Raw genomic sequence first — 10,680 nt, 5'->3', positions numbered from 1 at the left:
CGAGCCGATCGAGTGGCTGAGCGATAACGGCAGCTGCTACGTCGCGCGCGACACCCGAGCCTTCGCCCGCGACATCGGGCTGATCCCGCGCACCACCCCGGTCAGCAGCCCGCAGTCGAACGGCATGGCAGAAGCGTTCGTCCGCACCCTCAAGCGCGACTATGTCCGCGTGAACCCCAGGCCGGACGCCCAGACCGTCATCAAGCAGCTGCCAGGCTGGCTCGCCCACTACAACGAGGTGCATCCGCATCGCGCTCTGGGCTATCGATCACCCCGCGAGTACATCGCGCAAACCCGCGAGGACCCGTCAGGCCTTTAGGGGGCAACAACACGCGGCCTATCTATGACACGCATCGCGCGGGAGTTCGGGTGCAGTCGGTGGACTGTCTCGAACGTGCTGAACAATAAGATTAAGCGTCTGGCAGCGTAAGGGGGATAGGGAGATGAAAATATTTGTCATGATCGCAGGCGCTCTGCTGACGCTCATCGGATTGTGTCTGGTGTTTTTCACGGACTGGTCGCTGACGGGGTTGATGGTAGCCGTAGTCGGCTTTCTCGTCATGCTGTTTGCGCCCCAAGACAAAGTGGCTTTCGTTCCTGTCAACGCTGTTCCTGTTAGACAAGTCAGCAGCCGACTTGAACTGCCTACAGAATTGAACGAAGCTTTCGAACAACCAGCAGCGCAGATACCGGATAGCTTCTTCTCAACTTTGTCGGAGCACCATCGGCGGTAAATATAAATATCGAGTGATTACACTCTCTATTTTGAAAGCACTCTTCCCCTCGACACCAACAGCGACATTGGAACCTTATGTCGATGTCCTCAACGACAAGCTGCCCGCCTACGACATAGACAGTCGTAAGCGGGTCGCTTCATTCTTGGCGCAGGTAGGACATGAAAGCGGCGGCTTTACCGCGCGTGTCGAGAACCTGAACTACAGCGCCGCAGGACTTCGCAAGGTGTTCCCGCGATACTTCCCCTCTGACGCATTGGCGAACGCTTATGCGAGGAAGCCCGAGAGGATCGCGAACAGGGTTTACGCCAACCGGATGTCGAACGGTGACGAAGCGTCGGGCGATGGCTGGCGTTACCGGGGCAAGAGCCTCATTCAGGTGACGGGCAAGGCGAACCATGAGGCGTTCGCCAAATGGATCGGCATGACGCTGACCCACGCAATCGCCTACCTGCTGACCTTGGAGGGTGCGGTGATGGGCGCTGTCTGGTTCTGGGTGACGAACGATCTGAACAGCTACGCTGATGCCGACCGTATTACCGACCTGTCAGAAGCAGTGAATGGCGGCACCAACGGGCTAGCAGAGCGCAAAGCGATTTGGCGCGAAGCTCTGGCACTCATTTAGCAGGTTGACCAACCCTAGACCCGGTCGGCCTACATCGCCGTATATTCTTCGCTGTCTTCCGGAAGTTGATCGTAGTCGAATGGCAGGTTCAATTCCGAAAATCGTATACAGTTCATGTTGGCGATCTGCTGCTTGCCCTTCATCACCACCAATCCCGAGACGTCATCAGAACCCGCGCGCTGGTTAGCACCCATGCTATACACAATATAGCTATACGGTCCATTTGTGAACCGTAACTGGTATTCCATCGAGGCGTATCGATCCATCCGAAAGAATACATTGCCTTGGGCGGCACTGGCGATGATTGTCATTTCGACTTTTGCAGGCGTTCCAAATTGGTAGGTCAACCGGTTCCCAACGGCGCTGACCGATACCATCTTCTTACCTAAAGGGCAGGCAAAGACCTTTTTGGGTGTCCCGGCCTGCGCACTTACGTTTGAAGCTGAAGCCAAACTTACGCACGCAGAAAGGATCGTTACATATGGCCGAACATTGAGCATCGCTGTTCCCCTTTAAACTTACCCAACCATGGGCAACGTAACGCAGACGGTCAACGTTTGAAACACCTTTGTCGAACAAGTGTTGTCATTTGCTGGTCCCGTTCACGCTGTCATTCAGTTTGTCCACCAGCGCAGCCAAGACTGGCTTACCGTAGTTGATAAGACCAACGCCTGTTGCGCCCGATCCGACGCCTAGCATCATTGCGCCACCCGACGACAAGGCGTATTCGTGCACCATGACAGCAGTAAAGACGCTGCATAGGACCATGACCAGCAGATTGTAGTTCCAGCCACGCTTCTTTTTGCTGTCCATGTCGATCAGAGCGCGCACGATAACACACATGATGACGCCCACAAGCATCGGCATCATGTCACTTACCCACTGGTAAGACGATGCAGCCCGCGGATTAGCAGCTACGACGCCCACCATCGATGTTGTCGCTGTAGTCAGAGCAGCGCGCGCGAATACCACCAAGACCTCCTTTAGAAAGCCTTGGAAAGCGTGATAGCCCCTGCCAGCAATCCCGTTAAGAAAACGATTAAAAAGAACCGGCTGACCTTCCTTGTGTCACCACCCCAAACCATGTTCAGAGGATTGGAAAGCTTGAGAGTCCACAACGGTTCAAAGTAGGTGAGAATGCCAATCCAGCCCATGACAATGAAAAAGGCTACTGCGTTGCTCCACTCTTTGACAGACAAGATGATGTGTAGCGTGGCTGGCGTTACCTCACCCCATGCGATCTTGTAGACCATGTCAGGTGCCCGACTGATAAGACCGGCGCAGCACAGTAAAACGATTGTTAGACGAAACCACCAGACTGTATCTCTGGTTTTTACCTTTCGGTCGATCCACATCTGACGCACCGTCGCGATTAGCCGCATCGTCAGCAGAAAGGTAATGGAGCAAACAGCGAAGAGTGAAGCTGCGAACATCAACGAGTCGCCGCCCGATGAAATCGGAAAAGGCGACGCCTGCGCTAATTGTAACGCCTCTGTTGCAGCGTTCGACATCACTACGCGCCGAAGTTCGATCCCAAGAGGGCAGTCAGAATGTTACCGGTCGAAAACCCGCCTTTTCGGACAGGCGCATGGGTTGCGGGGGCAACATGCGCAGCCGGTGCCGCTGACAGGACGTCAGCCGGATTGCCCTGCGATCCATGGCCGAACTGCGGAGCGACAGGCGCTTGTTCGACAGGCGCAGCAACGGGAGCCGGAACAGTCGCAGCACCAAGCTGCGAGAAGTCAGCCAGACCCGGCGTATATCGACGCGCCTGTATTTCCGGATTCGCTCCGCCAGTCGAGCCGCCGAACATGCCGATCATCGACATAAGGGTATTCATATCCATTCAGTTTACCTCTGCGTGTAATCAGTATTTATAGCGGCTTCGTTGCCTGCCAGTGGAGACACTTTGGTCAGGATACCGCGAACACTCTTTGGCACCGGACCCTGCCGACCAGTCAGCAAACTGTTTGCGATCCGGGCGCCGGGTTTTGTGTAGAGGGCTGCCATGCCAGCATCTGCTGCCAGCGAAGAACCGCCAGTCGAGTAGCCAAGCAACATGTTGCCGAGCATTTCAGCATTTGTAGTTTCTTTGGCTTTCTTGCCGGTCAATCTACGCGCATCGGCGATCAAGTCGGGATGACGTGGAGTAGCGTTCAGACCAGCAGCTTTGGCAGCAGCAACCGCTGCATCCTGTTGCGTCTGTAGAGCGTCAACCGACGCCACCGCACGACCCTCCGCTGCGGACATCGCCTCGCTGGTGACAACCCCGCGCTTGCCGACTTTCTCGACAATGCCTCCGACTGTTCGACTGACAGGACCGCCAGCGCGCAACACCTGCGTAGGCGTCAGTTCGGCACCAGCACGCATCAGACGGTCCACCAACGGTGCGACGCGAGGCGAGATGACTGCACCGGCTCGATTCATCGCACCAGCTGTCAGACCGCCCACAGCAGCTCCTGTCGCGGTGTCGGAGGCAAGGTCACCAACATTGTCAGCCTCGCTGCTACCGGCACCGTATGCCGCGCCCTCCAATGCTGCTCGACCAACGAGGCGTGCGCCCGAAGCACCCAAGCCGCCGATCAGCGCGGTAGGTGCCGCGCCCGCGATCTGACCACCGCCATAAGCGTAGGGGTGCTGTTCCTCTGCATCATGCAGATAGTCACGGTTCTCGTCGCGAACGCGAGCGTAAAACTCACCCACGCCTTCGCCGGTGCCTGCACCGAACACGCCTGCGACGCTGTTACCGAGCGCACCGATACCGGCGCCGAGTTCGTCGGCGAACCCGAAGGTCAGTCCCTGACCGATACCGGCGCCGAGGGCGTCCACGCTCGACACTTCATTCTTGGATGTCGTCCGCAGGTCAGGCGCAGGCTGCGCATTGCTGTCCTCGTGCCATAGGTCAACATAACCGGCGTAGTCGCCATGACGCTTTCGCCATGCCAGCGCCGGGTCGAGGGCCGCACCAAGCTTGTCAGCGTCGGCGTAACCGTTCTGTCGCGCGAGTTCGATGATATGCGCCTTCGACATGCCCCGGTTCACCGCATCGCGAACCAGCGCATTGACAGCCGCATGGTCCGGGTTTGCCATGCGTTCCATCTGGTCATCGCTGATGACCGGTCCCGAGCCTGTAGGAGCCTCTACAGGCGCTTCTGGTGCCATCGCTGCCATCTGTTCGTCGGAGAGGAAGTCAGGCGTCTGTGGGGCTGGTGCGGGTGCTGATGGCTCTTCCGGTGTCATCACCGCCATCTCCGCATCGGTAAGGAAGTCTTTCACTGAGCCTTCCACCCGCCAGCTACTTTCACGTAGGTGCGGCCATTCACGACACGGGTCTGCGGTTGCTGACTGCCAGCGGGACGGCGCGACAGTCGATCACGCGCCGCGATCAATCCCTGACGAACAATCGCCATGTTCGACTTGAACTCTTCTTCCGACTGTCCGGTATCGATAGAGCCGATGGCGGCAGAAAGGCGCTGACCTTCCGCATCAGACAATGCGCCAAGACCCTTCATCTTCGCGATCTGCGCCAAATAGGCGTTCGCGTTGAAGTTCTTCATCAACGAGACAAAGCCAGCAGCGTTGGTGCCGGGAATGACTTTGCCACCAAGCAGACCACCTGTCAGACCGGGCACGCCTACTACACTCGACAGACCCGGATGCTTTACGATGCGATCTACAGTCGAGATGGTGGTGTTCAGGTCAGCCAACGCGTTTGAATTGTCAGCCTGCGGTTTGCCTGCTGCGCCGCCAAGCGCCTTGAACTCGCCGGTCTTCTGGTTGCGCTGTCCGTTGATCGTCTGACCGTTGATCAGGCGCTGTTCGTCCACCCACAGCGGGCCGGATCGACCACCACCAAGGTTCTGCACCTGAATACCCGAGTCAGGACTGACGCGCGGTCCCGGCGCCTGCGGTGCGCGACCGACCACCCGGCCTTCGACCGCATCGCGAACCGTCCGTGCGCCCTCGTTCCAGCGGCGTTGCAACCATGCGCGCTGCGCCTGCTGGTATTCCTGCGGACTGTTGAACTGCTTCCACGATCCGTCAGTGTTCTTCATATTGCCGGGGTTGTTCCGACCTGCCGCTCGACCTTCTAACCGCGTCATGTCGAGCGACAGAAACTGTTGCGCGGACAGCGGGGTATCTGCGCTTGCACCAACACCGCGCGCAATCAAGCCAACCTTGTTGTCTACCGATGCATTAGAGTTTCCGTCAGCGCCGCGCGGGGTCCAACCCATTACGCGCTGTCCGCCAGAACCAGTGGCAGGGGTGTAGGTGTTGCCTGCGGTGCCGGGGATGTTGACGTAGGAGTGTGACCCGTCCTCGTTGGTCAGGATTTCCTGCATCGGCTTCGTGCCGGGAGTGTAGACAGCCGAGTAGGAACCATCTTCACCGCGCGTCAGAACCGCACCATCTGCGGCAGTAATCGGCTTGGCGTAATCTTCTTCCATCTTGTAGCGATGGTCACGCGCATCATCGATTGCCTTCTGGTCAGCGTCCCACAAAGCTTTGATTCCGACTGCCTTGTCTGCATATCCGCGCAACATGTCGTCGTTGTCGAGAAAGCCACTGTTGGCATACTGCGCAATCTCTACGTCAGACATGCCGTGCGACTTCAAGGTAGGAGCGAACGAAGAGAAATAGTCGAGACGCTGTTGACCCTTTGGCAGTCGAGACATGTTGTATGCTGCCGTTCCAATGTTGCTGGCTTGCTGTGCAACTTGCGCCTTCTGCGTCTGGTCGATGCTACCCCAAACATCCCAAGCGTTCCCCTGCGCTGCCGTCTGCTGCGCTCCCGCGATGTTGCCCGAAGCATACTGCTGACGCGCTGCATTCGCGGCATCTTCGACCGCACGCTGCCGTGCATAATCTGCCTGCTGCTGTTGACGCTGCGCTTGCAGATACATCTGCGCCTGCATCTTGGCGTTGTTGTCTGCCCAGTCGGTCAGGATAAGACCGCTACGGTCCACCATATCGGCCATATTAGAACCCTCCCGTAAACGAACTCGTCAGGGAGTTGCCAACGTTCTTCAGCATGTTGTTGAAGATGTTCGCCTGCGAAATCGCCTTCTGACCGATGGCCTCTGCGCTGGTGTTGTTCGCTTGGATAATGTTGCTGGTCAGGTTGGTGCCCTGACCTGCAATCGCACCTTTCGCACCGGTGCCTGTGTTCGACTGGTTGGTAAGGTTGCCGAGAAACTGTTGGAGATACTGGTTGTTAAGCTGCGTGCCGCGATCCTGAAGAGCCTTTGCAGTCGCACCAGATTGGAAAGTGCCCCGCGCTGCATTGTTCGCGGTCACTGCGTTAAGACCTTCCGTCAGATTGGTCTGGTAGCCGGTCGAGTCCCGGAATGTCTGATACGCGTTCGCGCTCGCAGCCGTGTCGCCTCCCGTACCAAGCAATCCGGCGATCATTCGGTCAGCCGCATCGCCATAGCTGGTCTGCGGCTGGAACATCGCCGTGTTCTTGTTATACGTGTCAGTCGCAAAGGCTTGGTTCTTCTGCTGCGCCTGCAACGTCGCGTCTGCCGCCTTCTTCGCCGCTTTCTTCTGCGAACTCGCACCGAGAACGCTCCCTACGATACCACCCATTCTACTTTGCTTCCCCGAAATCCTTTCTGTATTTATATTAAGAAGTTATTGTTCCGGCTGATTGTTCAGTAGTTCCCGCTTGTAAGGCTGAACACGAGAGCCGCCGGGAGGGCTGACACCGCCGCCATCGATAGGGTCAGTGTCTTGCGCGCCACCTGTTGCGATGCCACCAAGTGAGTGTCTGATGCCAACCTGCGCAGCGACCGTGTTGTCTGTCGTGTAGCGATAAGTGACAGCGCCGCCGGCGAACGAGGGGTCATCGTAGTAGACGTAGAATTGGCTGTTCAGCGGCAGCCCCGAGATAGAGCCGCCTATAATTGGAACAGTCGTCTTTGCATTATCCGCATAGATGCGATTGTGATCGATGATCGTGACGGTTGCAGTCCCGTCTGTCTGGGTCTGCGCAGACATCGTGATTGTAGGATCGGGATAGCTATTTAGAAGCGCCTGCGCTCGCAGAGCGTCCTGTTGCGCTTTCTCAACATCTGCAACGCGCTTGACCAAGATGTTATACCTAGCCAGCGTGTCAATGATTAGCTGGATCGTCTCTGCGTTGTAGTTCGTGACGTTCGCCAACGAGTTGATGATGCGGTTGATTTCGCCATGCAGAGCAAATGACAGCGTGCGGTCTTCATTGACCGCAGGTATGCGCTGCTGGATGGGCGAGATGTTGACCTTCTTAATTAGCGGGGTGTCTAGCGTAGGAGCGTCAGCCACGGCTCACCTACGCGCCTCATTCGCAGTCGCGTCTCCGAACCGAACCCTGACGGGATCGACAATCGAGATTTCGAAGGTGCGATACTGACCGCGTGCCTGACCTAGCCGGTAGAGTGTGATGCGGTCATTGCCCCGGCGCGCGTCCATGTATTCGTAGGCGTCAGGGAAGCCGTCCTCCAATGCGTCATGCCAGCGAAGGCGGAACTGACAGTTAATCTGGTAGCCGGGTGGCATGATGATTTCACGCTTTCGCGCTTCCTCTCGCAGTGTGTCGGAAGCCACGGGCTGCGCCATCGGGTCCACCTGCTGAATCATCTTGCTGTTCATGTATTTTAGCGCAGCATGGCGACGCGCGTTGTAGTCGTCCTGCGGATAAATCAGGTCACGGACCTGACCGTAACGCTGGTTCTTCGCGTCAGGATCGCCCATCACGTGGCAGGCTTCTGCCACAATAGGGCAGAGGCTGACACCACGGTCGTTGGTGTATTGCGATGGTCCAAAGTCGAGAACGCCTTTGTGGCACCACACGACATTCTGCCACTGACCGCCTTCAAGATAATACATCTCGATGACGCGGACCATTTTCGCGTTATCGATCCAAGGCGAATGACCGAGCGCATCGTCTGTGTCTTTGCCAAAGCCGTTGGCAATATCGAGGTCGTAGAAGTCCGCGAAGTCGCGGTTAGGTGAGATGCGTTCAAAGGCGTCGGGGTAGGAGTCTGCAATCTCACTTGCGGGCAACCACCGGCTAAACCCCATCCATCGTGCATCGCTAAAATCGCTGCGACGGCTGTTCGGATCGTAGATGAAGTCGCGAAAGTCGATTGGAAGAAAGAAGACGTTCTCGTTGTCGCATTCAATCAAGAATGCTGCGATACCTTCGATGAAAAACTGCGCAGAGTGGTCGCGAAACTGGATTTCGATCTGGCTGGCATCGATGGCGTAGCGCATCAGCTTGGTGGCAGTCTCCGCAGCCGGTGCCCCGGCCTGCGTGCGCGCGAACGCTCTGACTTCCGTCTGCTGACTGGCTACCAGACCGACGTGCGCAGTGATGTTGTCCTTAATCAGGTTGATGGGGACCATTGGCTTGTCATTGTCGGCAAGGTGCTTCTTCCACGCCTTGCTGACCTGATCGCCATCATAGTAGCGACGGTCGCGAAAAGCGTCTGACCGATGCTCCGCACAGTTAATCGAGTAGTGGAGGAACATCTTGCGAAGCTTGGTCGTGGACGGCGCGACAGCCGCTTCTTCAACCGTCTCGACAACACCACCGTCTTCAATATCCGCAACAATCCCCAAGATTTTATCCATGCGGTATTTATACCGCCGGTCAGAAAAGACCGGCCTGACTGTGGCGTTCTATCGTTGTGACATGCCTGTAACCGTCCATGCTGTTCTGTTTAGGTGGGGAGGGTAGTAGCGCGTGCGAGAACTCGCCTATGACCCGGCCTAGAAGCGCGTCGCTATCAACTTGGTCATCGTGCGCGCCAGCCGGGAACGCCAAATACTCTTCTATGGTGTCGTAACCGATGCTAGTTTCTGGCAGATGGATTAGTCCTGCCTCACACATCTTGATGTATGGTTTCGCCTTCTCGACCTTGCCGATTGCACCTTTGACCCGCGTAGACTGACTGTCGATCTGCAACCACAATCCGAAGTCGCGGAGATAGGATCGAATTAGCCGTTCCCCCATCTGGAAGCTTGGGTCGTTTTCGGGAAACCACTTGCGCGGCTTCCATCGCCTGACCAACGCGAGCGCACCCCGGTTCGTAGGCGTGTCCGCGATCTGGCTGGTTCCCATGACGTTGACCACGCCCATGGCGTCCAACAGGTCACCTTTGCGCCTGACGCTATCGAGCAACCAGCAGTGCCCTTCATGATCGACGCCCCATATGCGGAACACGTTGAAGTCTGACCGGCTCGACTCCTTTCTAGCGTGGTCGCTGGTCATGTAGATGTTCAGGTGCTTTGGCTGGCTGTCAGGCGCATACATGGTGCGTTCGAACTCCACACCATCCACGATCCCGCCTTGAAACCATTCGGCTTTGAACTCCAAGCCTTCGTCGCCTGACGGACGCTGCTGGAACAGGGCGTTCCATGATCGCTGATCGCCCCGGTATTGGTGCCAATGCTCGGGTGTGAAATATTCCGGCCAAAGCATTTCGCCGGGTTCGCGCCCTAATGGGTCATCGGGCAGGTAGGCTTCTGCCGGTAGGTTGACGACTTCCCAGACCTGACCGTCGCGGCACATGATCTGACCGCTTTCGCCCCGGTAGCCTTCCGGCAGGATGCGTCCTGCAAGGTCATCTTCGTGCCAGCGGGTCTGGATGATGACGTAGCGACAGCCGGGACGCGCGCGCGTCTTGACTGAACTGGTCCACTCTTTCCAAATCTTGTTTCTGACCGCTTCGCTGTCAGCGTCATTCTGACCTTTGATCGGGTCATCTACGATAACAAGGTCAGCACGGCGCCCGGTAATGCCTGCCATCAGACCGGCGGAACGGTAGCCGTTGCCGTTCTTCAGCCTCCAATTGTCTTTGCTGTTGGTGGTGTCGGAGAGTTCGACACTGAACACGCCACGGTACGTTTCCTGACCGACAATCGAGCGGGTATCCTCGCCCATGGTTGTCGCCAGTTCGGTGTTGTAGGATGCGCAGAGAACGCTGCGCCTGTCAATCGGCGTCCAAAAAGGACCCCCTATCGGCGTCCAAAAGGGACCCCCTTCGTCGAGCGGTGTGACGGGTATGGCGCGCCCGCCGTTCGCGCTGGTTGCGACGTAGGGCGGGCGTAGCCCGACCGGAGGCGCAACCAGCGCGAAGCGTCTTCTGCCGGTGGCCCCGGGCGTCAGCTGCGATGCTTGAAGCGCCAGCTGTCGTTGCCGGTCTCGACGATGTCGCAATGGTGTGTGATGCGGTCGAGCAGCGCGGTGGTCATCTTGGGGTCGCCGAAGACGGTGGGCCACTCGCCAAAGGCCAGGTTCGTCGTGACGATGACAGAGGTGCGTTCGTAGAGCTT

15 protein-coding genes are annotated in these 10,680 nt (G+C 57.5%); 4 read left to right on the top strand and 11 right to left on the bottom strand.

What is annotated here, in order from left to right; translation table 11 throughout:
• The 4 genes from BM145_RS15450 to BM145_RS15850 form a co-directional block, all read left to right on the top strand.
• On the top strand, positions 1 to 319 hold a 319-nt coding region (locus tag BM145_RS15450; protein ID WP_143090215.1), incomplete at its 5' end, for an integrase core domain-containing protein.
• Positions 320 to 343: 24 nt separating this feature from the next.
• Positions 344 to 430: a hypothetical protein gene (locus BM145_RS16645; protein WP_143090232.1), complete on the top strand. Its 87-nt coding sequence runs from the start codon at positions 344 to 346 to the stop codon at positions 428 to 430.
• A 13-nt stretch (positions 431 to 443) separates the two neighbouring features.
• A complete protein-coding gene (locus BM145_RS15855; protein ID WP_143090231.1) occupies positions 444 to 734 on the top strand; it encodes a hypothetical protein in 291 nt (96 codons plus the stop codon).
• A 13-nt stretch (positions 735 to 747) separates the two neighbouring features.
• Entirely contained in the window at positions 748 to 1,359 is a 612-nt protein-coding gene (locus tag BM145_RS15850) for a glycoside hydrolase family 19 protein (RefSeq protein ID WP_177200245.1), read from the top strand.
• Positions 1,360 to 1,388: 29 nt separating this feature from the next.
• Here the strand turns inward: BM145_RS15850 and BM145_RS15845 are convergent, their stop codons facing one another.
• From BM145_RS15845 to BM145_RS15405, 11 genes are all read right to left on the bottom strand, one after another.
• Complete coding sequence (locus BM145_RS15845) at positions 1,389 to 1,859, bottom strand: hypothetical protein (RefSeq protein ID WP_143090229.1); 471 nt, start codon at positions 1,857 to 1,859, stop codon at positions 1,389 to 1,391.
• Positions 1,860 to 1,944: 85 nt separating this feature from the next.
• Positions 1,945 to 2,331: a hypothetical protein gene (locus BM145_RS15435; RefSeq protein ID WP_143090228.1), complete on the bottom strand. Its 387-nt coding sequence runs from the start codon at positions 2,329 to 2,331 to the stop codon at positions 1,945 to 1,947.
• Between the two features lie 11 nt (positions 2,332 to 2,342).
• Positions 2,343 to 2,870: a hypothetical protein gene (locus tag BM145_RS15840; protein ID WP_143090227.1), complete on the bottom strand. Its 528-nt coding sequence runs from the start codon at positions 2,868 to 2,870 to the stop codon at positions 2,343 to 2,345.
• A gap of 2 nt (positions 2,871 to 2,872) precedes the next feature.
• Positions 2,873 to 3,205, bottom strand: coding sequence for a hypothetical protein (locus BM145_RS15835; protein ID WP_143090226.1), 333 nt, complete (start codon positions 3,203 to 3,205; stop codon positions 2,873 to 2,875).
• A gap of 5 nt (positions 3,206 to 3,210) precedes the next feature.
• The gene (locus BM145_RS15830; protein WP_143090225.1) at positions 3,211 to 4,635 is read right to left on the bottom strand and encodes a hypothetical protein; all 1,425 of its coding nucleotides are present in this window, start codon (positions 4,633 to 4,635) and stop codon (positions 3,211 to 3,213) included.
• A complete protein-coding gene (locus tag BM145_RS15825) occupies positions 4,632 to 6,338 on the bottom strand; it encodes a hypothetical protein (protein ID WP_143090224.1) in 1,707 nt (568 codons plus the stop codon). The genes BM145_RS15830 and BM145_RS15825 overlap by 4 nt, the downstream gene beginning before the upstream one ends.
• Before the next feature lies 1 nt (position 6,339).
• Positions 6,340 to 6,948, bottom strand: a complete 609-nt coding sequence (locus BM145_RS15420) for a hypothetical protein (protein ID WP_093334527.1) — start codon at positions 6,946 to 6,948, stop codon at positions 6,340 to 6,342.
• A 45-nt stretch (positions 6,949 to 6,993) separates the two neighbouring features.
• Complete coding sequence (locus BM145_RS15820; RefSeq protein ID WP_143090223.1) at positions 6,994 to 7,665, bottom strand: hypothetical protein; 672 nt, start codon at positions 7,663 to 7,665, stop codon at positions 6,994 to 6,996.
• Positions 7,666 to 7,668: 3 nt separating this feature from the next.
• Positions 7,669 to 8,976: a portal protein gene (locus BM145_RS15415; RefSeq protein WP_093334526.1), complete on the bottom strand. Its 1,308-nt coding sequence runs from the start codon at positions 8,974 to 8,976 to the stop codon at positions 7,669 to 7,671.
• A 19-nt stretch (positions 8,977 to 8,995) separates the two neighbouring features.
• Positions 8,996 to 10,288, bottom strand: a complete 1,293-nt coding sequence (locus BM145_RS15410) for a hypothetical protein (RefSeq protein ID WP_093334525.1) — start codon at positions 10,286 to 10,288, stop codon at positions 8,996 to 8,998.
• Positions 10,289 to 10,509: 221 nt separating this feature from the next.
• The coding region (locus BM145_RS15405) for an ATP-binding protein (protein WP_177200096.1) at positions 10,510 to 10,680 on the bottom strand (171 nt) is incomplete at its 5' end.

Origin of the sequence: Sphingomonas rubra, from assembly GCF_900115745.1 — a bacterium.
GTDB classification, from domain to species: domain Bacteria; phylum Pseudomonadota; class Alphaproteobacteria; order Sphingomonadales; family Sphingomonadaceae; genus Sphingomonas; species Sphingomonas rubra.
This window is presented reverse-complemented; position numbering and strand designations above follow the sequence as displayed.

Excerpts from the sequence above, each read along its gene's own strand:
- BM145_RS15420 (WP_093334527.1), bottom strand. The coding sequence starts at position 6,948 with ATGGGTGGTATCGTAGGGAGCGTTCTCGGTGCGAGTTCGCAGAAGAAA.
- BM145_RS15825 (WP_143090224.1), bottom strand. The coding sequence starts at position 6,338 with ATGGCCGATATGGTGGACCGTAGCGGTCTTATCCTGACCGACTGGGCA.
- BM145_RS15410 (WP_093334525.1), bottom strand. The coding sequence starts at position 10,288 with ATGGGCGAGGATACCCGCTCGATTGTCGGTCAGGAAACGTACCGTGGC.
- BM145_RS15855 (WP_143090231.1), top strand. The coding sequence starts at position 444 with ATGAAAATATTTGTCATGATCGCAGGCGCTCTGCTGACGCTCATCGGA.
- BM145_RS15840 (WP_143090227.1), bottom strand. The coding sequence starts at position 2,870 with ATGTCGAACGCTGCAACAGAGGCGTTACAATTAGCGCAGGCGTCGCCT.
- BM145_RS15415 (WP_093334526.1), bottom strand. The coding sequence starts at position 8,976 with ATGGATAAAATCTTGGGGATTGTTGCGGATATTGAAGACGGTGGTGTT.
- BM145_RS15845 (WP_143090229.1), bottom strand. The coding sequence starts at position 1,859 with ATGCTCAATGTTCGGCCATATGTAACGATCCTTTCTGCGTGCGTAAGT.
- BM145_RS15835 (WP_143090226.1), bottom strand. The coding sequence starts at position 3,205 with ATGGATATGAATACCCTTATGTCGATGATCGGCATGTTCGGCGGCTCG.
- BM145_RS16645 (WP_143090232.1), top strand. The coding sequence starts at position 344 with ATGACACGCATCGCGCGGGAGTTCGGGTGCAGTCGGTGGACTGTCTCG.